18 protein-coding genes are annotated in these 20461 nt (G+C 51.4%); 4 read left to right on the top strand and 14 right to left on the bottom strand.

The window, feature by feature from the left end; all coding sequences use genetic code 11:
• Positions 1-42: 42 nt before the first annotated feature.
• From JIG40_RS11265 to pilM, 9 genes are all read right to left on the bottom strand, one after another.
• Positions 43-873 (bottom strand): Dam family site-specific DNA-(adenine-N6)-methyltransferase, encoded by an 831-nt coding sequence (locus tag JIG40_RS11265; protein ID WP_020329450.1) that lies wholly within the window; start codon positions 871-873, stop codon positions 43-45.
• Positions 874-967: 94 nt separating this feature from the next.
• The gene (locus tag JIG40_RS11260) at positions 968-2476 is read right to left on the bottom strand and encodes an AAA family ATPase (protein ID WP_199465355.1); all 1509 of its coding nucleotides are present in this window, start codon (positions 2474-2476) and stop codon (positions 968-970) included.
• 45 nt (positions 2477-2521) lie between these two features.
• The gene (gene aroB / locus JIG40_RS11255; protein WP_020329448.1) at positions 2522-3607 is read right to left on the bottom strand and encodes a 3-dehydroquinate synthase; all 1086 of its coding nucleotides are present in this window, start codon (positions 3605-3607) and stop codon (positions 2522-2524) included.
• Between the two features lie 27 nt (positions 3608-3634).
• Positions 3635-4153, bottom strand: coding sequence for a shikimate kinase AroK (aroK, locus tag JIG40_RS11250; RefSeq protein ID WP_004728569.1), 519 nt, complete (start codon positions 4151-4153; stop codon positions 3635-3637).
• A gap of 187 nt (positions 4154-4340) precedes the next feature.
• Positions 4341-6077, bottom strand: a complete 1737-nt coding sequence (locus JIG40_RS11245) for a type IV pilus secretin PilQ family protein (RefSeq protein WP_199465354.1) — start codon at positions 6075-6077, stop codon at positions 4341-4343.
• Between the two features lie 24 nt (positions 6078-6101).
• The gene (locus tag JIG40_RS11240) at positions 6102-6614 is read right to left on the bottom strand and encodes a pilus assembly protein PilP (RefSeq protein ID WP_020429290.1); all 513 of its coding nucleotides are present in this window, start codon (positions 6612-6614) and stop codon (positions 6102-6104) included.
• The gene (gene pilO, locus JIG40_RS11235) at positions 6604-7194 is read right to left on the bottom strand and encodes a type 4a pilus biogenesis protein PilO (RefSeq protein WP_199465353.1); all 591 of its coding nucleotides are present in this window, start codon (positions 7192-7194) and stop codon (positions 6604-6606) included. The genes JIG40_RS11240 and pilO overlap by 11 nt, the downstream gene beginning before the upstream one ends.
• Positions 7187-7777, bottom strand: a complete 591-nt coding sequence (locus JIG40_RS11230; RefSeq protein WP_199465352.1) for a PilN domain-containing protein — start codon at positions 7775-7777, stop codon at positions 7187-7189. The genes pilO and JIG40_RS11230 overlap by 8 nt, the downstream gene beginning before the upstream one ends.
• A complete protein-coding gene (gene pilM, locus JIG40_RS11225) occupies positions 7767-8771 on the bottom strand; it encodes a type IV pilus assembly protein PilM (RefSeq protein WP_199465351.1) in 1005 nt (334 codons plus the stop codon). Before pilM ends, JIG40_RS11230 begins: the two co-directional genes overlap by 11 nt.
• Positions 8772-8913: 142 nt before the next feature.
• Between pilM and JIG40_RS11220 the strand changes: the two genes are divergently transcribed.
• Positions 8914-11394, top strand: a complete 2481-nt coding sequence (locus tag JIG40_RS11220) for a PBP1A family penicillin-binding protein (RefSeq protein ID WP_199465350.1) — start codon at positions 8914-8916, stop codon at positions 11392-11394.
• Positions 11395-11454: 60 nt separating this feature from the next.
• On the opposite strand, the gene oxyR is transcribed toward JIG40_RS11220, so the two are convergent.
• Positions 11455-12351, bottom strand: a complete 897-nt coding sequence (oxyR, locus tag JIG40_RS11215) for a DNA-binding transcriptional regulator OxyR (RefSeq protein ID WP_020329438.1) — start codon at positions 12349-12351, stop codon at positions 11455-11457.
• A gap of 143 nt (positions 12352-12494) precedes the next feature.
• On the opposite strand from oxyR, the gene JIG40_RS11210 reads away from it, so the two are divergent.
• On the top strand, positions 12495-13229 hold the full coding sequence (locus tag JIG40_RS11210) for a glutathione peroxidase (RefSeq protein WP_024374097.1): 735 nt from the start codon (positions 12495-12497) through the stop codon (positions 13227-13229).
• Between the two features lie 128 nt (positions 13230-13357).
• Positions 13358-13621: a DUF3624 domain-containing protein gene (locus JIG40_RS11205; protein WP_158125472.1), complete on the top strand. Its 264-nt coding sequence runs from the start codon at positions 13358-13360 to the stop codon at positions 13619-13621.
• Between the two features lie 198 nt (positions 13622-13819).
• On the opposite strand, the gene argH is transcribed toward JIG40_RS11205, so the two are convergent.
• From argH to argC, 4 genes are all read right to left on the bottom strand, one after another.
• A complete protein-coding gene (gene argH, locus JIG40_RS11200; protein ID WP_020429301.1) occupies positions 13820-15694 on the bottom strand; it encodes an argininosuccinate lyase in 1875 nt (624 codons plus the stop codon).
• 251 nt (positions 15695-15945) lie between these two features.
• Complete coding sequence (locus JIG40_RS11195) at positions 15946-17163, bottom strand: argininosuccinate synthase (protein WP_055451937.1); 1218 nt, start codon at positions 17161-17163, stop codon at positions 15946-15948.
• Positions 17164-17247: 84 nt separating this feature from the next.
• Positions 17248-18039: an acetylglutamate kinase gene (argB, locus tag JIG40_RS11190; protein WP_020429303.1), complete on the bottom strand. Its 792-nt coding sequence runs from the start codon at positions 18037-18039 to the stop codon at positions 17248-17250.
• A gap of 9 nt (positions 18040-18048) precedes the next feature.
• Entirely contained in the window at positions 18049-19053 is a 1005-nt protein-coding gene (gene argC, locus JIG40_RS11185; RefSeq protein WP_032081689.1) for an N-acetyl-gamma-glutamyl-phosphate reductase, read from the bottom strand.
• A 156-nt stretch (positions 19054-19209) separates the two neighbouring features.
• Between argC and argE the strand changes: the two genes are divergently transcribed.
• Positions 19210-20346 (top strand): acetylornithine deacetylase, encoded by a 1137-nt coding sequence (gene argE / locus JIG40_RS11180; protein WP_020329431.1) that lies wholly within the window; start codon positions 19210-19212, stop codon positions 20344-20346.
• Positions 20347-20461: the final 115 nt, after the last annotated feature.

Genomic DNA, 20461 nt, shown 5'->3' with positions numbered 1-20461 from the left:
GGGCCAGGCCAGCAGGCAAATCTGCACATTCGGCGCCAGTTATTACAAATCCTGTTGAGCCGGGCTGAACAGCGCCAGCAGTTCGTCCACCTTGTTGCGACCCGCGCCGTTGCGACTGATGGTACGCTTCACTTTCACCACATTGAGCTGCGCGCCATGGTACAAACGGCGGGTCAGAATGGTGTCGTGGTTGGAAATCAGCACCGGAATGCCGCGTTCTGTCGCGGTTTTTTCGGCGATATCGGCCAACGCTGCCTGGTCATCAAGTGTAAAGCCATTGCCCGCGTAAGACGTAAAATTGGCCGTCGATGACAGCGGCGCGTACGGGGGATCGCAATACACCACGCTGCTGGCTGCCGCGCGGCGAAACGTCTCGTCGTAACCAGCACAGATAAAGGTCGCGCGCTGCGCTTTTTCGGCAAAGAATTCCAGTTCTGCTTGCGGAAAATAAGGTTTTTTGTAAGAACCAAACGGCACATTGAAACCGCCTTTTTTGTTGTAACGGCACAAGCCGTTAAAGCCAAAACGGTTCATATACAGAAAGGCCAGTGAGCGGTACATGATATCGTCCGTCTGATTAAACTGCTGACGAATCGACAGGTACGCTTCTTTGCGATTGTTTTCCGGCGTAAACCAGCGCTTGGCTTCGTCGATGTAATCGCTTGGACGCTCTTTAAGCAGATTGTAGAGATTGATCAGATCAGGATTGATATCCGCCAGCAGGTAATGCTTAAACTCGGTGTTGAGGAAGATAGACCCAGCGCCGACAAACGGTTCAACCAGTTCATCAGCCGGTGGCAGGTGGCGTTGAATGTCTTCGACGAGGCCAAACTTTCCCCCCGCCCATTTCAGAAAGGCACGCTGCTTTTTCATCTACTGCTCTAATCAATCACCGAAAAAATAAGGCTGCGGAATGTAACACATTTTGAGGCCAGACCCAACGTAAATGGCACCTAACGGCGCAGCCTTACTGGCCACGCTCAATTTCCCGGTGTACCTGACTGAGCGATTTGGCCCATGGTCCCATCGCCTGCAACGATTTCGGCAGCGTTTCCACCGCATCGCGCGCCATCTGAATGGTTGGGTAGTTACTGTAGGTAATGATGTACCACTCGACATCGTTGCGCAGTGTCGGGTAGACATTCACTTTGCCTTGCAACTGATGACGTTCGATGAACGTCTGCACTTCGGCCAGCGAGTTGACCGCCGCCAGTTGCAACGTGTAGCTGCGTGGCGACATCGCTTTCAGCTCTTCACGGCCAAAAGAGAAAGTAATCTTGGTTTGCGGTGGCGTTTGCTCTGCTGCGGCTGGTTGTTCTACCGCCGGCGGTGATGCCGGTTGCGCCGCTTGTACTGTTTCTGCGGCCACTTTGGGTTGTGCGTCAACTTGAGGCGCCGCTGCCACGACCTTATCGATCGCTGAGGTATCGGCGGCCTGCGGTTTGCCTTCCAGTAACGCATCAACAACATCAGAGGTGATCACGACACGCTGCTGATTGCTGTCTGCCTGACCCACACCTTCAGTGAACTCTTTCACATCCGGTGGCAAGGCAGAAGAATCGTCTTCTAACTGCGCGGGCTGAGTATCGCTATCTGCCAGCACTGAATCCATTTTGGTTGACGAACCGGAAGCCGTGTTGAGCGTCGGAATCGCCGTTTGTTCCTGATTTTGCGCCAGTTGCTGCGCTTTGTCGTCCGGTGATGGCTGCGACAGCATCCACCAGTAACCACCGCCAATCAGCAGTAACAGAATCAGCACCAGCAGCGTAATCTTCAACGGCGAACCGATGATGGAACGAATCACAATACGTTTTTCCATTTTCTGATCTGCGAGTGCCATAATCTCTCCCGGTAACGGCTGCACTTTTTTGTAGGCCTGACGAACCTGACGTTCCATATCGTCTTCAACATAACGCATGACGCGCTGCTCAAACAGCCTGTCACACTCATCTTGTGAGAGCGCCTCAATTTCGAGGTCAATCGGTTTGAGTTCCTGACCATAGCTCAGACGAGTCAGCAGAGCGTCCAGACTGTTGGACTGCGCAAACAGCACAACGTTCACTGTCCAGCGCGGGTTACTCTGCGCTTCCAGCACCCACATCCACAATTCTGAAATCATCGTGTCCGTGAGCAGATGAGCGTCGTCGACCACCACCACGATATCGCAGCTGCTGTCTTCAAACAGGCGGGAAAAGCTTTCGACCAGGGAGTCTTTAGGATTGAACAGCGGTTCCGACACCAGTTGGGTCAGCAACGTGGTGCGGCGCTGCTCGTCATCCTGATTCGGATGGCACATCAATAGCGACTGATTTTTGTCGTCTGCCCAATGTTCCAGATAACGTTGGGCCAGCCAGGATTTACCCGCACCCAGCGGACCGACCACATTGACGAAGTTGGAACCAAAACGGGTCAGCAGCTGCAAGCGTTCAAGCAGCTCCACCTGGGAATCCAACGTCAACTCATGTGCCAAACTCATGAAGATTCCTAATGACAGTCAGTAGTCATACTGAAAAAGTTCGAATTACACCGTACGGCAGTAGTCGATGGCTTGTTCAATCACCGCTTCAGGTACCCCTTTGACCACATCGGATGTACCGATACTGGTCGGTAATACCAAGCGTAGCTCACCTGCCAACACTTTTTTGTCGCGCATCATGTGTTTCATGAAATCGTCGAACGACATGCTGTCCGGTGTATGAACCGGAAGGTTGGCTTTTTGCAAAATCGCTTGAATGCGATCCAGTTGCTCTTGAGAGATAAGCCCTTGAAGCTGAGCGGTTTTTGCCGCCATCACCGTACCTGCTGCCACGGCTTCACCGTGTAGCCAGTTACCATACCCCAGTTCCGCTTCGATCGCATGACCAAATGTATGACCCAGGTTCAACAACGCACGAATACCCGACTCTTTTTCATCCTGCGCCACCACTTCCGCTTTGATCTGGCAGCAACGGGCAATCGCATAGGAGAGTGCCTGCTCATCCAGCGCATAGAGTGAGTCCATGTTCTGTTCCAGCCAGACAAAGAAGTCGTAATCGTAAATGATGCCGTATTTGATCACTTCCGCCATTCCCGCCGCAAATTCACGCGCAGGCAGTGTCGACAAACAGTTGGTATCAATGATAACCGCTTTAGGTTGGTAGAACGCACCAATCATGTTTTTGCCCAGTGGATGGTTCACCGCGGTTTTACCACCAACGGAAGAGTCTACTTGCGAAAGCAGTGTGGTGGGAATCTGAATAAAATCGACACCGCGTTGATAGCAGGCAGCCGCAAAGCCAACCAGGTCACCAATCACGCCACCACCGAGAGCCACAATCACCACATCGCGGCTGTAATTGTGCTCAAGCAGATAGCTCATAACGGTATTGAAGGTATCGAGGCTTTTGTATTGCTCGCCATCCGGCAGTTCTAACACTGCAGACTGACAGCCTTTTTGATCGAGCAGAGCCGTGATTTTACCAGCATACAGCGGAGCCACTGTATGGTTGGTGATGATCAGAACTTTTTGTTTTGCGGATAAAGAAAGAAGAGCCGGATCATTGAATAATCCGGCACCAATTGAGATTGGGTAGCTACGCTCATCTAAACTGACCGTAATCCGTTCCATGGTTCGTACTCCAGGTAAAAGAACAACTTAATGTTCTTCTAGCATTTTTACGATCTGGTTGGCTACCACTTTTGCACTTTGATCGTCGGTACGTACCGTAATATCTGCAATTTCTTCGTACAGAGGGTTGCGCTCACCCGCTAGGGTTTCAAGAACTTCGCGCGGATTATCAGTTTGCAGCAACGGGCGTTTCTTGTCGCGGTTAGTGCGCGCCAGTTGTTTTTCAATCGTCGTCTCAAGGTAAACAACAATGCCACGTGCAGAAAGACGGTTGCGGTTCTCTTTACTCTTTACGGAACCACCACCAGTGGCAAGAACAATACCTTGTTCTTCAGTGAGATCGTTGATCACAGCTTCTTCGCGTTTGCGGAAGCCTTCCTCACCTTCGACATCGAATACCCATGCGATATCGGCACCTGTGCGTTCTTCAATCACTGTATCAGAGTCGACAAACTCCATATGCAGTTGTTGAGCAAGGTGTCTACCAATTGTGCTTTTGCCGGCGCCCATTGGGCCAACAAGGAAAATATTGCGTTTTTCAGCCATGTTTAGCAGTAATTTACAACGTTAATTCAATGACATCGCCACAAGGTTGCGCCAGACAGCAGTCAGCGATAGGAATGCTTGTGGCACCTATTCCTCACAGATATTTCGTGATAAGACCCGAAATTATCTAGATCTGGTGCCACTAATGCAACTTTAATTTTCTTTGACTGACAAGAATGACGATAAGTTACTGAATCACAACTTTCGGTGTTACGAAGATCAGCAGCTCACTTTTGCCCATTTGTTCGTAGCTGCGACGGAACAGCGCGCCTAACACGGGCAAGTCACCCAGCAGCGGCACCTTGTCGACTGAATTCGTAATACTGTGCTGGAAAATGCCGCCCAGAACCACGGTTTCACCGTTGTTGACCAGCACCTGTGTACCAATACGCTGCGTGTTGATCGCCACCGCCTCGCCAGTACCGGTTTTCACCACTTCACCCGGCCGATCCTGAGTGACGCTCAAATCCAGCACCAGACGGTTATCGGGGGTGATTTGTGGCGTCACTTTGAGGCTGAGTACTGCCTTCTTGAAGGCCACACTGGTGGCGCCACTGGATGACGATTCCAGATACGGAATCTCGGTACCCTGTTCAATATACGCCGGCTGCTTGTTGGTCGTGATCAGTCTCGGACTGGAGATGATTTCCGCTTTTGACTCGCGTTGCATGGCTGACAGTTCAAGATCGAGCAAGGTATCTGCGCCAAGTTTGGCGACCTGAAACGCAATGCTGGACGCATTGGCTGAGGTGGCTGCGAGGTTCACATTGAGGAAATCATCAATCGCAACGCCATCACCAGAACCGCCACTATTATTACCGCCATCGTACAAACCAATTGCCCCCAGATTGCTTTCAATCGAGCCACCCGTGGTCGTGCTGCCATTGGTGGAGCTGAAACCCCAGCGCACACCCAGTTCATCCAAGTTACCTTCATTGACCGTCACAATACGCGCTTCAATCTGTACTTGCTTGACCGGAATATCGAGCGACGCCACGATATCGCGAATCACAGCAATGTTCTCCGGCAGTTCACGAATCAGCAGCGCATTGGTGCGTTCATCAATGCTGATCGAGCCACGCTCCGACAACATATTGACCGCCCCATCGCCGCCAATCATCTGCGCAATGTCAGACGCTTTGGCAAAGTTGATGATGAGAATATCCGATTGCAGATCGCCGAGTTCTTCCGCCATGCGGGCTTTTTCCAACTGCTGCTTTTCACGCAGATCCAGCTCTTCTTTGGGCGCCACCAGAATCACATTGCCGTCGACGCGCTTATCCAGACCTTTGACTTGCAGAATAATATCCAGCACCTGCTGCCAGGGCACGCCATCAAGGCGCAGCGTCAGGTTGCCGCGCACTGAATCGGAAACCACCAGATTGAACTCATTGTAGTCTGCGATCAACTGCAGCACATTGCGCACCGGAATATCCTGAAAGTTAATCGAAATCAGCTTGCCTTCTTTTTCTAGTACGCTTTTGGGTTTGGCTTTCTCCTCGGCTTTTAGCTTGCGGATCACTACTTCCAGATAGTTACCCTTCAGACTGTAATCATAATTGAACTCCCCCTGCACCGTTGCGACCAACAAGGTGCTGGGCTGCTGGCGGAACACTTCGATGTTTTCCACGGCGGTGGCAAAGTCGCGCACATCGAGCAGGTAGAGTTTGTCGTCGCTGACATCGGTTTTCAGCAGTTCGATATTCAGGCCTTGCTCGGTTTTCTGCACATCCACCACGGCCGAGGCGGAAGCCAGTCCGACAATCAGTACCGCCGCTTTGTCTTTGTTGATGCGAAAATCGATATTCTTCAGCTGATTGGCCGCCGCCTCCTGAGCAAGTGTGGCGGCAGATAACAGCATGCATACGCCCACAAACAGACAACGTATTCCCCACGCCGTGGAGGCATTTAGTCCTTTAATCATAGTTATGTCTCTAAACTCAAAATTTTATTTCAAAGCCAATTTAACGTTGCGTTGATTCCAACATCCCAATCCATCCGGCAGGGTCTCTTTGATCAGCAGATAATCATCTGCCACGCGGGTCACTCGACCGTTATTCAATCCCAGGTACTGTCCTGCTTTAATTTTCATTACCGAACCTTGCGGCGTTTGAATCAACGCGGAGACCGAGCCACCACTGCTCATGACACCTCGTAAACGCAGTTGACTGAGAGGGTAACGCTCCAGCGAACCACTTTTGGCGCGCGGTGAAGGTTGCCAGCAATCCGATTTCATTCGCGGCTGGTTTTGCACCAGCGCTTCCTGAGGCAAGACAAACGGCTCACGCTGATGATGTTGGGCATAATGAAACACGTCGAACTGAACTACCGGAGCCAGTGTCGCCACTTCACGCTGCGCCTGCTGTTCGACGTGTTTAACGTAATCGGACAGCGACTCCTGATTGGCTTTACAACCACTGAGCAGTAGTGCTCCTAACAGCCAGCAGCGCTTATTTTTCATCGCTCACCTCCGGTTTGAACTGATAGGTGTAAGCGCGGACGCGAAAGTGCAGCGTGCTGCTCTCCTGACTGACGCGCTGCCAATCGACATCGTCAAAGTTGATGATGCGTGGCAAGCGCGCAATCGCTTCGGAAAAGTCGCCGATGTTGTGATAATTGCCGGTCAGTTCGATATTGAGTGGCAGACGATAGAGGAACTCCTGATTCTGCTTCTCCCCCCAGTCAATCCGCGTGAACGTCAGCGTATTTTCCAGCCCCAGCTCGTTAACCGACGCCAGCATCCTGGCAAGCTCTTTTTGCACCGGCAGTTGACGCAGCAGGAAGTCATACCGTTCTGCCAGTTCATCCAGTTGGGTTTTGAGTTTGGGTAACGTGGCCACTTTGCTGGCTTTGATACGTATCGTTGATTTGAGCGTTTGTTCCTGCTGTTTTAAACCTTCGAGCGCATCCTGCTTGGGCAACATATATAACCAATAGCCCGCACCTTGCAGAGCCAGAACCAGCAGTAACAACACGGCCAGCTGAGGCAACAAAGGCCATTCAGCGATTTCATCCAGTTCCAGTTCCTGCAAGTTAGCCATGTTTCTCTCCTGTCACGGTGGCGAGCGGTTTATGAGCTGACGCATGAAACAGAAATGACACCTTAAAGCTCTGAAATTGTTTACCAAAACGTCGATTACCTGACACGATCGAATGCATACCGACCTCAGACAGTTGGGTCGATTTTTCCAGATTGTCGAGCATGGTGGCGAGTCGGGCAGTACTGTCACTGATGCCGCTGATTTCAATTTCTTCGCCATTCATTTTGATCTTGTCGACGTAGACACCTTCCGGAATCAACTGCGGCATCAGGTTCATGAACTCTGTGGTCTTATTGCGTTTTTGCTGTAACGATTCGACGATATTGAGCCGGGTCAGCAGCGCTTTATGCTCTTGCTCGGTCACTTTCAGCTCGGCAATCTGCGCATCCAGTTGGCGAATGTGCTGATTGAGAAATACCAGTCGCTGCTGCTGAGCCTGAGTTTGCTGATCGAGATAAAAGCCAGCGCCCCACTGCACGCCCAATGCCACCATCAACGCGAGCATGCACAGTCCGACGAAGCGGCGTTTGTGCGCCTCGCGCTGCGCTTCACGCCAGGGAATAAGGTTGATGTTATGCAGCATGGCCGTTCTCCAGCCAATTGAGCCCGCGCAGCGCCAAGCCTGCCGCAGTACTGAAACGCTGCAAATCAACCTGAGGCTGGCGGCGTAGCGATGCGCGGCAAGTAAACTCCGCCAGAGGGTTAAACAGCTCGCAAGGCAGAGCCAGACGTTCGCTAATCGCCTGCGCCAAACCTTCCGTTGCCGCGCCGCCACCGGATAGCCAGATACCGGCCAGCGGTTGATGGCCTTGCAGAGAAAGAAACAGCTGGATCTGGCGCGCCAGACGCTCAACCAACTCCTGAATGAAGTGTGCTTGCGGGCTGGTAAGGTCAGCGTTACCACCGGAGGTCGCCGCAACCAGTTGGCGGGTTCCCAACGGAATGTCTTTGTAAAACGGCGTTTTATCGGCAAAGTCGATGCACAATGAGGTTTGGCTGAACCCGACATCGACCAGCATCCAATCGGTGCGTTGCTGAGCACGGCTGACCCATTGCCAGATATTGAGCAGGCCGTGAATCTGCATATCAAACAGCAGCGGCTCAAAACCCGCTTTGCTCATCGCAGACAAACGGTTGTCGATCACTTCACGTCGGGTTGCATAGACCTGATACGTCAACGAACTGCTGCGCCCCAGTGTTTTTTCTCCGGTGACAACGAAATCCAGGCTCAACTCTTCGATGGGTAGCGGCGATTGATGGGAAAAAGCCTGATAAACCGCGAACTCTTGTTCGCTGGCATCCAGTTCGCTATCTATCTGTAATACCTTACTTATTACTGCATTGTCCGGTACAGCCAGCGCCACTTTACGACTAAATAGCGGTAATCCCTTTTTTAGTTCTTTGAGTTTCTTTACAATTTTCTGATAATTCAGCGTGTGGTTATCAGCGAAAATATCCTCGGATACGACTATCTCTTGGTAACCGACCAGCGAATACGATTCGCCTTTCGGTTTTAAAACCACCGCTTTAATACTGTGGTGGCCAATATCGACACCTGTAACTAATGATTTACCCATGCCATTTACTCCGGTGACTACACTCAGTGGCGCGCATTTATTTATTTGAAAAATAGTCACGCTACATTTTTAAGTGCTGCGTTTTTAGTCTAGAGTACAAGGGTTTGCATTAGGGCAGCCTCTACTAAACAGGGATTCTCCGGTGAAGTTCATAAAGCGTTTATTAGTATTTTCATTGATTTGCATTATTCTTGGAGTCACTACAATCTTTGGCTTCTACTTCTATGTGAAGTCTGATCTCCCAGATGTGGCAACGCTGCGCGACGTGCAGTTGCAGACGCCAATGCAGGTTTTCAGTCAGGACGGTAAACTGATTGCTCAGTTTGGGGAAAAGCGTCGTATTCCACTCAAACTGGATGAAATGCCGAAAGAGCTGATTGAAGCGGTCATCGCAACCGAAGACTCCCGTTTCTACGAACACTATGGTTTTGACCCGATTGGTATTACCCGTGCGGCGTTTGCGGTATTGGCGTCCGGCAGTGCATCTCAGGGCGCGAGTACTATTACTCAGCAGCTCGCTCGTAACTTCTTCCTCTCTAACGAGAAGAAGATCATGCGTAAAATCAAAGAGATTTTCATCGCTGTCCACATCGAGCAACTGCTGACCAAAGACGAAATTCTTGAGCTTTACCTGAACAAGATCTACCTCGGCTACCGTTCATACGGGGTTGGCGCCGCGGCTCAGGCTTACTTCGGTAAAGAAGTGAAAGACCTGACGCTGGGTGAAATTGCGATGATTGCCGGCTTGCCAAAAGCGCCGTCGACCATGAACCCGATCTATTCTGTTGAGCGTGCGACCAACCGTCGTAATGTGGTTCTGCTGCGCATGCTGAACGAAAAATACATCACCCAAGAGCAGTACGACGTAGCACGTAACGAGCCGATGGAGTCACGTTATCACGGTGCGGAAATCGAGCTTAACGCCCCATATGTGGCGGAAATTGCCCGCGCGTGGATGATCGACCGCTACGGCGAAGATGCCTACACCTCCGGCATGAATGTCTACACCACGGTGGATTCAAAACTGCAGAAAGCGGCAAACAAAGCCGCGCTGGATAATCTGCTGGCGTACGATGAACGTCACGGTTTCCGCGGCGCGGAAAAAGAGCTGTGGAAATCGGGGCAAGCCGCCTGGGATGAAGACAAGATTGCTGACCACCTGAAAAACGAGCCGACTTACAACGATCTCTACCCAGCGGTGGTTCTGAAAGTCGACAGCAAATCAGCGCAAATATGGGTGAAGGGCTCTGGCCTGCAAACCATCGCTTGGGATGATATGAACTGGGCACGTCGTTTCATTACTGATGAACGCCAGGGGCCACTACCAGGCAAAGCGGATGACATTCTGGCTGTTGGCGAACAAATTTGGGTTCGACAGCTACACGAAGACGGCGCCGAGCAACAACACTGGAAACTGAGTCAGGTTCCGAATGCGCAAACGGCCTTTGTCGCCATGAATCCGGAAAATGGTGCCGTACTGGCGCTGGTTGGCGGTTTCAACTTTGTGCACAACAAATTTAACCGCGCGACCCAATCGGTACGTCAGGTGGGTTCAAGTATCAAACCGTTTATCTACTCAGCGGCATTGGAGAAAGGTCTGACGCTGGCGACGCTGATCAACGACGCACCAATTAACCAGTGGGATGAAAGTCAAGGCACCGCATGGCGTCCGAAGAACTCGCCACCAACTTACGGCGGCCCGACTCGCGTACGCATCGGTCTGGCTCAGTCGAAAAACGTCATGGCGGTACGCGTGCTGCGTGAGGTCGGCCTTGACGATACCCGTCAATACCTGACTCGTTTTGGCTTTGAACTCGACAAACTGCCTCGTTCTGAAACTATTGCATTGGGCGCAGGCAGCCTGACTCCGGTCAAAATGGCGCAAGGTTATTCAGTCTTTGCTAACGGCGGCTACTATGTGGAACCGTTCTACATCAGCAGAGTTGAAGGTCCTTATGGCGATCTGGAATTCGAAGCCAGCCCGAAAATCGTGTGTCATAGCGGTTGTGAGTCAAGCCTGAGCAACGGCGTTGACGAGCAGGATGTGGATACTCCGTACGCACCAAAAGTGATCTCTGAACAGAACGCTTTCCTGGTTCGTCAGATGATGTACAGCAATATCTGGGGTGGCGGTGACTGGCGTGAAGGCACCGGCTGGAACGGTACTGGCTGGCGGGCACAGGCGCTCAAGCGCCGTGATATCGGTGGTAAAACCGGTACGACAAACGATTCGAAAGACGCATGGTACAACGGTTATGGCCCGGGTATTGTCGCCACCGCCTGGGTTGGTTTTGACGAGCACAGCCGCAACCTCGGCCACACTGTCCCTAACCCGGCGATTGAAGATGATGTCTCAGGTGCCGAAGCGGGTGCGAAAACCGCACAGCCCGCGTGGATTGAGTTCATGGGCTTAGCTCTGAACGGCGTGCCTTATCAGGAACAAAGCATTCCAGATAATATCGTCCGCGTTCGTATCGACCGTGATAGCGGCTTACTGACCAACAAGCTCGATTCCAGCTCCATGTTTGAGTACTTCATTGACGGTACTGAACCGAAGGACTACGTGACGGAATCGACGACCAACAGCATCTACACCAGTGAAGACAACGAATCGCTGTTCTGATGGCAGAAAATAAAAAAGAGGCTGAATATTCAGCCTCTTTTTTTATGCGTAGCATCCGAGTCAGTGCACGGTTGCCATCAAGCAGTCACGCATCGCACTGGCCAGATTTTCAAATCGTTGACGCAGCGGAGAGCCCGGGCGGTACACCAGCACCAAACGGCGCGACGGTACAGGGTTGACGGCTTTGATGTAACACACGCCATCTTTTTCTTTTTCCCCCGGCAGAGACAATTGCGGCAACAGCGTAATACCAGCACCCGCCGCGACCATATTACGCAGCGTTTCTAAACTGGTGGCTTTGAAACGTTCGTCATCTTTGGCGCCTGCGGCGAAGCAGAAACCCAGCGCCTGATCGCGCAGGCAGTGGCCGTCGCCAAGCGCCAGCACGGTTTTACCATTCAGTTCCAGCATGTCCACTTCGTCACGTCCGGCCCACTCATGGCCGCACGGCACTGCGATGCTCATCGGTTCGCTGAAAATCTCAATCTCTTTAAACGGCGCGGTCTCTTCCACCGATGCCAATACCAGGCAATCCAGCTTCCCCTCTTCCAGCTGACGCACTAACTGGTGAGTCTGCGCTTCGTGCAGATACAGCTCCAGTTCCGGAAAACTCTCTTTCAGGGTCGGTACAATCCGCGGCAGCAGATAAGGCCCCAGAGTCGGAATAAAGCCAATATGCATCGGACCAGTCATCGCGCCGCTCTGGCCGCTCGCCATATCTTTAAACGTTTTAACTTCCGTCAGAATCCGCTTGGCCTGGTCCACCAGCTGCAAGCCCGCATCGGTAAACAGCACGCGGCGACTGCTACGCTCAAGCAACACGGTTCCCAGTTCGTCTTCCAGCTTACGAATTTGACCACTTAAGGTGGGCTGACTGACAAAGCAGGCCTCAGCGGCTTTACGAAAATGCTTGTGCTCAGCCAATGCCACCAAGTATTCAAAATCTCGAATGTTCATCTTGTACCTCGATAGAATGCACCTATCAAAACCATAACATCAAACGATTAGAGCTATCAAAGTTTTTCTTTAATAATAACCACAACTTTACGGAGACCACGCTCTCCCTTGAACCTCATTTAAAAACTTAAGAAGGAAAAACCATGTTTGCATCGAAAGAAGGCCAGGCTGTCCCACAAGTGACCTTTCCGGTTCGTCAGGGTGATACTTGGGTCAACGTGACCAGCGATGATCTGTTCAAGGGTAAAACCGTGATCGTATTCAGCCTGCCGGGCGCTTTCACTCCAACCTGTTCATCCAGTCATCTGCCGCGCTACAACGAGCTGTTTCCGGTATTTAAAGATCACGGTGTAGACAGCATTCTGTGTTTGTCAGTCAACGACACCTTTGTAATGAATGCATGGAAACACGATCAGGAAGCAGAACACATTCAGTTTATTCCCGATGGTAACGGTGAGTTCACCGATGGCATGGGCATGTTGGTCGATAAAAAAGAACTCGGCTTTGGCAAACGTTCATGGCGCTACAGCATGCTGGTAAAAGATGGCATCGTTGAGAAAATGTTCATCGAACCGAATGAGCCAGGCGACCCATTCAAAGTATCGGACGCCGATACCATGCTCAGCTATCTGGCCCCGGACTTCAAAACGCAGGAGTCGATTACCGTCTTCACCAAACCCGGTTGCCCGTTCTGTGCCAAAGCCAAACAAAACCTGATTGACGCCGGTCTGCAATACGAAGAAGTGATTCTGGGCAAAGATGCCACCAGCGTGAGCCTGCGCGCTATTACCGGCCGTACCACAGTGCCGCAAGTTTTCATCGGTGGACGCCACATTGGTGGCAGTGAAGAGTTAGAAGCGCACTTGCTCAACCGCTAATTTCATGCCGATAGCCCCTTCGTTCAGGGGCTTTTTTTCGTCTGCATCGGGATGATTTCGCTTTGCCGCTCTGCTTACGTATACTGAGTGCGGTGTCGTATCAGAAAATATCAAAGTGAGGCGATTCGATGGCGTGTAATGATTGCCGCGAAAACTGGTTCTGGAAAAAAATTGGCCGCTGTCAGCGCTGCATGGATCAACTGACGACGCTGTCGGTCCTGTGTTGGGTGGTGTGGTACTTTGCATTCAATGACGATCCGCGCAGCATTCAGTCGATCGCCTTGATCGTTGCCGGTTTTGCGTTTAACGCGTTGCTGTTTCTGCATCTGTGGATGAAGTATGTCATTCTGCCATGGCGCAAACGCCAAGGTAATGATAAGCCGGGTGAATAACAGGCTGAAACTTTGATTTGGCAGGGCCAGAAAAGAAAAAAGCCCTAAAACGAATCTTGTTTCAGGGCTCTCTTAGATTCTTCTAAGAAAAAGCAGTGGTACAGTTATAGACCGAGCTTCCTCTCAATGGTTCCCAAAAAAATCGATCTTTTTTTGATCTTTTTGAGCAATAAAATCTAACTCTTTATATTCAATCGCTTATGCAACACTAGCCTTAATGATCAATTGATCATCCAGATTCACTTCCAGTGCCACTTCATCACACGCATGCTGACGCGGACACTGCTCGCAATCTTTCAGCACTTTCTCAGGCAGCAATGTTTTCGACGTCGGAATGAAGTCCAGCTTCATAAAGAACTCTGGTGTACGCGTCAGCACAAACACTTTCTTGATCGCCATCTGACGGGCTTTCTTGACGAGATAATCGACAATCGCAGTGCCTTGACCTTGCCCCTGCCAGCCAGCTTCCACACCCAGTGAGCGAATCTCGGCTAAGCCGGAGTCATACACATAGAGTGACGCGCAACCGGTGATTTCACCATTATGTTCCGCAACGGCAAACGAACCGATATCGCGCACGATTTCATTACGTGAGCGCGGCAGGTTTTCCCCCATGTTAGCCCAGTAAGTGACCATGCCTTCCAACGTTTCAATGTCGGTCAGACGTGCAGGACGTACTTTCACCGATGAAGCATCACGTTTGGACAGACGTTTCTCGGCCTGTTCCACCGCATACGCGACCTGATGTGGAGCCACGCCGCCGAGAGCGCTACGTTTTTCCAGACACGACTCAATGGTCAGAATCGCATACACATCATTTTCAATCACTGGTGAGAAGGCTTTCAGCTCTTCCAACGACAACTCTTCCAGCGCGCAGCCTTTGGCAATGGCACCCACGACCGCAACCCCGACAATATGGTGCGCTTCACGGAACGGAATGCCTTTCGCGACCAGATAGTCTGCCAGTTCAGTTGCGTTGGCATAACCTTGTTTCGCCGCTTCCAGCGTACGTGCACCGTTCACTTTGATGCCTTCAAAACACAGTGCCGCCATTTCCATACAATCGTTCCAGGTGTCGAGCGCATCGAACAGACCTTCTTTGTCTTCCTGCATGTCTTTGTTGTACGCCAGTGGCAGCGCTTTAACGGTCATCATCATACCGGCCAGTGAGCCATACACACGGCCGGTCTTGCCACGAATCAGCTCCAGCGCATCCGGGTTTTTCTTTTGTGGCATCAGTGATGAACCAGAAGTGACGGTATCCGCCAGTTCAATAAAACCCGATTCACCTGAGTTGTAGAATATCATGTCTTCAGCCAGACGTGACAGATGCAGCATTGAAATTGACGCGGTGGTCATCAGTTCCATCACGTGGTCACGGTCCGATACGGAATCGAGCGAGTTACGGGTCGCACGACGAAAGCCGAGATTGTGTGCCAGTTTTTCACGGTCAATCGCATAAGCGGTCCCCGCCAGCGCGCCAGAACCCAATGGGCAAGTATCCAGACGTTTGATGGCATCACTCAGACGTGAGTAGTCACGCTCAAACATTTCGACATACGCCAGACACCAGTGCGCAAATGTCACTGGCTGAGCGCGTTGCAGGTGAGTGTAGCCCGGTAGAACCGTGCCCTGATGTTCTTTGGCCACTTCCACCATTTTGTTTTGCAGGCGGTCCAGCGCGATCAGCAATTGCTGGCCCTGTTGACGACACCACAGTTTCAGGTCGGTGGCCACCTGGTCGTTACGCGAACGGCCAGTGTGCAGTTTTTTTCCTAAATCGCCGACTTTGCTGATCAGTTGCTGCTCAACCCAAGAGTGAATATCTTCCGCATCCGACAGCAGAATCTGTTCAGGATCTTCCATCACTTCCAGCTTGAGCTCATTGAGTGCCAGTTCCAGCTTTTGCTGCTCTTCTTCGCTCAGGACATTCACTGACAGCAAAGCTTTAGACCAGGCAATTGAGCCGACAATATCCTGTTCAGCCAATCGGTAATCGAAGCGCAATGAATCATTAAAGTCTTTGAATCTTGTATCTGCCGCTTGGGTAAATCTTCCGCCCCATAATGCCATTGCGTGTCTCCTAATGCTCACTCGTCACTTGCTGTGCTAGTATAATATCCGACCTGAATCAGGCGATTTATTGTGTTTGTCAAAGTTACGGGAAGTTGAACAAAAAATAAAGTAAAAATTCATTTTTTAAACATAGTTATTCAGTAACTATTCCCGCATTAATCTGCTTATTATCTCAGACACAACAAAGCCCGCTTGCTACGCAAACGGGCTTTTATATTTATGTCGGTTTTGACTATTTATTTCACTGATTATTTCTTCGCCGCAGCGCTTAACGCACGGATACGGCTAGACAGTGAGTACAGACGGATGAAGCCGCCAGCGTGGCTTTGGTCGTACACGTCGTCCGCACCGAACGTTGCAAACTCTTCAGAGTATAGGCTGTTTTCAGAACGTTTCTGAGTTGCCGTTGCCTGGCCTTTGTAAAGCTTGATCACCACTTCACCATTCACGTCCTGCGCCAGCTCTTCTGCCGCGGCAAACACTGACTTACGCAGTGGCGTAAACCAACGGCCATCGTACACCAGGTGAGACGCTTTGATGCCCAGCTCTTCACGGAACTCAAACGCGGTTTTGTCCAGAACCAGCTGTTCTACTGCACGCAGCGCTTCCATCATGATGGTGCCCCCCGGAGTTTCGTAACAGCCGCGAGACTTCATGCCCACCAGACGGTTTTCCACGATATCGATACGACCCACACCGTGTTTCACACCTTTCTCGTTCAAAGCAACCAGTGCGTCGTAAGGTGACAGCGCTTGGCCATCAACCGCAACCACTTCACCTTTCTCAACTTTCAGCGTCACGTATTCCGCTTCGTTTGGTGCTTGTTCTGGATCGACTGTCCACGCCCAGCAATCCTCGTTAGGTGCGTTCCAAGTGCTTTCCAGCACGCCACCTTCTGTGGAGATGTGCCATGCGTTCGCGTCACGCGAGTAGATCTTAGTCAGTGAAGCCGCACATGGAATGTTACGCTCTGCGAGGTAATCCAGACACTCTTCACGGCTGACCAGATCCCATTCACGCCAAGGCGCAATCACGTGCAGATCCGGAGCCAGAGCCGCAAAGGCACCTTCGAAACGAACCTGATCGTTACCTTTACCGGTACAACCGTGAGCCAGTGCATCCGCACCCACTTTACGTGCGATTTCAACTTGCGCTTTAGCGATCACCGGACGCGCCATTGAGGTTCCCAATAGGTATTTACCTTCGTAGTAAGCACCGGTTTTCAACGTTGGGTAGATGTAGTCTTTGACCAACTCTTCTTTCAGATCGACGACGTAACACTCAGAGGCACCTGATGCGATCGCTTTCTCTTCGATGCCGACCAGCTCGTCCGCGCCTTGGCCGACATCGGCCACGAACGCCACGACTTCACAGTCATAGTTTTCTTTCAGCCATGGAATGATGACTGATGTATCCAGACCGCCAGAATATGCGACAACCACTTTGTTTACTTGAACTTTGCTCATTACTTCTCTCCAACTTCCTGGCTCTGCGCTTGGCGGTCAGTGCTCAGGTTTATGTCCATTAATTCGTTTGTTATTTCAATTCGTTTATTCAGGCAGAAACTGCGTGCCGATGCTTTGTCCGGCGAACAGCTTGGCCAGCTTTTCCGGATAGCGCCAGGTCGCCACTTCAATCGGGCGGCCCAGATCTTTGGCCGCTTCCAGCGCTGCTTTGACCTTAACGATCATGCCGTCAGTAATCACTTTGCCGGCAATCAGGGCATCCGCCTGCTTCTCATCCATGCTTGGGATCAGATGACCTTTGCCATCCAACACACCACTCACATCCGACAGCAGTACCAGCTCTGCGTCCAGCGCGCCAGCAACGGCAACCGCTGCCTGGTCAGCATTGACGTTCATCATCTGCCCCTCAGCGGTCAGGCCGATTGAGCTGATGATTGGCAGTGCACCCGCCGTCAGCAGCGCTTCAACAATCTTGGCATCGCCCGCTTTCGCCAGGCCCACCGCGCCCAGTTCCGGATCCAGCTCGACCACCTGACACAGGCCGCCGTCAGCCAGACACAGGCCCACCGCATTAAGACCATCTTTGATCGCTTGGCCTTGCAGCATCTTGTTCGCTGTCCCCGCCAATGCTCCGGCAATCACCGGGATCTGGTCATAAGGCGTCACACGTAAACCGTCTTTTTTCACGGTTTTGAGCTGCAGTTTTTCCATCAGTTCGTCCACGAGGTAACCACCGCCGTGTACGATCACAATTCGTCGCTGTGCTTGGGCTTGATACTGGGCGATTGCGCCGAAAAGCTTGCTGAGTGTCTCTGCACACGACAGAGCGGCACCACCTAACTTAATCACCAATGGATTTTGCTTTGTATCCGTCATTTTTAACCCTTACACCAAAGCGGTTAGTTCATCGAAACCGTAGTGAATGTTTAAACACTGCATCGCTTGACTCGATGCACCTTTCAATAAATTGTCTATCGCCGAAACGACGATGATGTGCTCACCCTGCACTTTCCAACCGATATCGCAGAAAGGCGTGAATTCCACATCCTGAATTCTTGGCAGTGTGCTGGTATGCAGACGCACTGCTGGTTTACCGTGGTATGCCTGCTCAAACGCTTTAGCAACCTGAGCCGCCGTCACACCCGCGGCGAGCTTCATCGTGATGGTGGCCAGAATGCCACGCTTAAAGTTGCCCAGATGCGGAGTAAAAATCACATCGCAATCGAGATGCGTCGCGATTTCAGGCTGGTGACGATGGGTAAACACACCGTAAGGCTGCAGGCTGACTTCGCAAAAGCTGTTGGTCATGCTGGCTTTACGCCCGGCACCGGAAACACCGCTTACCGCATTGATGACTGGCCACTGAGATTTATCCACCAGGCCCGCCACCAGCAGCGGCTTAATCGCCAGTTGCGATGCGGTTGGGTAGCATCCCGCAACTGCGATCAGCTGACTATTAAGAATAGCTTCCTGATTCCACTCGGCCAGTCCGTAAGCCGCTTCAGACAACCAGTCACCATGCTGGTGTTCGAAGCCATAAAACTGTTGATAGAAACCTTCACTTTGCACGCGGTACGCACCTGACAGGTCGAATACCTGACAGTTGTTGGCGAGAAACACTGGCGCTAGGTCATGGCTGACTTCATGCGCGGTCGCAAGAAACACCACGTCCGACGCTTTGGCCACCTGCTCTACATCCAGCAGCGCATGGACGGGCATATCCACCAGCCCAGCCAGTTTGCCGTGCAATTGAGCAATCGACTTTCCGGCATCCGCGCTGTTGGCGGAAACGTATAAACCTGATAGCGTGAGCTCTGGGTGTTTGTGAACCATAAGAGCGAGCTCTGCTCCGGTATAACCGCTTGCGCCGATGATGGTGGTTTTTAGCATCTCAAAACATCCAAAAAGAAGGTGAATAACAACATTTAAAACTGACTATTAATTTCAAAAAAGACCACTTTAATCGGTTTTTTATTCATTAAAAGTGATTTAATATGTGTTTTACATTTTCAGCGTTATTCTGTCAATAGTAGGAGCGAAGATAATATGCAATTACCCAGTTTCCTCGAAGTCTATGAAGGCTTGATTTCGACCCCGTCGATTAGCGCCACGGATCCCAAGTGGGACCAAGGTAATGAGCAGGTGATTGCCAAACTGGCAGGCTGGCTGACCGATCTCGGCTTTAAAGTAGAGATTGATCAGGTTGCGCCGGGTAAACAGAACCTGATCGCCAAAAAGGGCGAAGGTGAAGGCGGCCTGTTACTGGCTGGCCATAGTGATACCGTTCCGTTTGATGAAGGGCGCTGGAACTACAATCCTCATGCGCTCACGCAGGATAACAACCGTTTTTACGGGCTCGGCACCGCCGACATGAAAGGCTTCTTTGCCTTTATTTATGAAGCCGTGAAGAAGGTGGACTGGAGCAAGCAGAGCAAGCCGTTGTATGTGCTGGCGACCTGTGATGAAGAAACTACCATGCTGGGCGCGCGCCACTTCACGCAAAACGCGCCGTTCAAACCGGATTACTGCATCATCGGTGAGCCGACCAGCTTAATACCGATCCACGGCCATAAAGGTCATGTGGCCAACGCCATTCGGGTGACAGGTAAATCGGGCCACTCATCCAACCCGGCACTGGGTGTGAACGCGATTGAGATCATGTACGAAGTGCTGTTTGCGATGATGCAACTGCGCGATAAGCTGGTGAAAGAGTACCATCATCCGGGATTTGAAATTCCTACCCCTACGCTGAACCTTGGCCATATTCACGGCGGCGATGCGCCCAACCGTATCTGTGGCTGCTGTGAACTGCATTACGATGTACGTCCGCTGCCGGGCATCAGTTTGGATGGCTTGGATAATATGCTGCGCGGCGCGCTGAAAGAGGTGCAAGAGAAATGGCCGGGCCGTATCGAACTGGAGCCGCTGCACGAAGCGATTCCAGGTTACGAATGCGCGCACGATCATCCGTTTATTACCGGAGTAAGTGAAATTTGTGGTCATGAACCACAAACCGTTAACTACTGTACGGAAGCACCGTTCTTGCAGGAGCTGTGTCCGACTTTAGTCTTAGGCCCGGGCTCAATCGATCAGGCACATCAGCCGGACGAATTTCTGGCATTTGACTTTATCGATCCGACCATCAATGTGCTGTCCAAAGCCATGGTCAAATACTGCTTTTAAAGTGTGAACAAGCTGTTACGTGGCCCTGAGGCGGTTTTACCCTTCAGGGCTTTTTGTAAGAAAATTTCAACAAAAATGGATATTTATCCTAACAGATGTTCAAAAGATCCAACCG

It is taken from the genome of Vibrio sp. bablab_jr001, assembly GCF_016464285.1.
Lineage (GTDB): Bacteria > Pseudomonadota > Gammaproteobacteria > Enterobacterales > Vibrionaceae > Vibrio > Vibrio fluvialis.
The sequence above is the reverse complement of the archived record's forward strand: the minus strand, read 5'-3'. Positions and strand labels throughout refer to the sequence as shown.

Excerpts from the sequence above, each read along its gene's own strand:
- aroB (WP_020329448.1), bottom strand. The coding sequence starts at position 3,607 with ATGGAACGGATTACGGTCAGTTTAGATGAGCGTAGCTACCCAATCTCA.
- JIG40_RS11245 (WP_199465354.1), bottom strand. The coding sequence starts at position 6,077 with ATGATTAAAGGACTAAATGCCTCCACGGCGTGGGGAATACGTTGTCTG.
- pilO (WP_199465353.1), bottom strand. The coding sequence starts at position 7,194 with ATGGCTAACTTGCAGGAACTGGAACTGGATGAAATCGCTGAATGGCCT.
- argE (WP_020329431.1), top strand. The coding sequence starts at position 19,210 with ATGCAATTACCCAGTTTCCTCGAAGTCTATGAAGGCTTGATTTCGACC.
- JIG40_RS11205 (WP_158125472.1), top strand. The coding sequence starts at position 13,358 with ATGGCGTGTAATGATTGCCGCGAAAACTGGTTCTGGAAAAAAATTGGC.
- JIG40_RS11240 (WP_020429290.1), bottom strand. The coding sequence starts at position 6,614 with ATGAAAAATAAGCGCTGCTGGCTGTTAGGAGCACTACTGCTCAGTGGT.
- argB (WP_020429303.1), bottom strand. The coding sequence starts at position 18,039 with ATGACGGATACAAAGCAAAATCCATTGGTGATTAAGTTAGGTGGTGCC.
- JIG40_RS11230 (WP_199465352.1), bottom strand. The coding sequence starts at position 7,777 with ATGCTGCATAACATCAACCTTATTCCCTGGCGTGAAGCGCAGCGCGAG.
- oxyR (WP_020329438.1), bottom strand. The coding sequence starts at position 12,351 with ATGAACATTCGAGATTTTGAATACTTGGTGGCATTGGCTGAGCACAAG.
- JIG40_RS11260 (WP_199465355.1), bottom strand. The coding sequence starts at position 2,476 with ATGAGTTTGGCACATGAGTTGACGTTGGATTCCCAGGTGGAGCTGCTT.
- pilM (WP_199465351.1), bottom strand. The coding sequence starts at position 8,771 with ATGGGTAAATCATTAGTTACAGGTGTCGATATTGGCCACCACAGTATT.
- aroK (WP_004728569.1), bottom strand. The coding sequence starts at position 4,153 with ATGGCTGAAAAACGCAATATTTTCCTTGTTGGCCCAATGGGCGCCGGC.
- argC (WP_032081689.1), bottom strand. The coding sequence starts at position 19,053 with ATGCTAAAAACCACCATCATCGGCGCAAGCGGTTATACCGGAGCAGAG.
- JIG40_RS11265 (WP_020329450.1), bottom strand. The coding sequence starts at position 873 with ATGAAAAAGCAGCGTGCCTTTCTGAAATGGGCGGGGGGAAAGTTTGGC.
- JIG40_RS11195 (WP_055451937.1), bottom strand. The coding sequence starts at position 17,163 with ATGAGCAAAGTTCAAGTAAACAAAGTGGTTGTCGCATATTCTGGCGGT.
- JIG40_RS11210 (WP_024374097.1), top strand. The coding sequence starts at position 12,495 with ATGTTTGCATCGAAAGAAGGCCAGGCTGTCCCACAAGTGACCTTTCCG.
- argH (WP_020429301.1), bottom strand. The coding sequence starts at position 15,694 with ATGGCATTATGGGGCGGAAGATTTACCCAAGCGGCAGATACAAGATTC.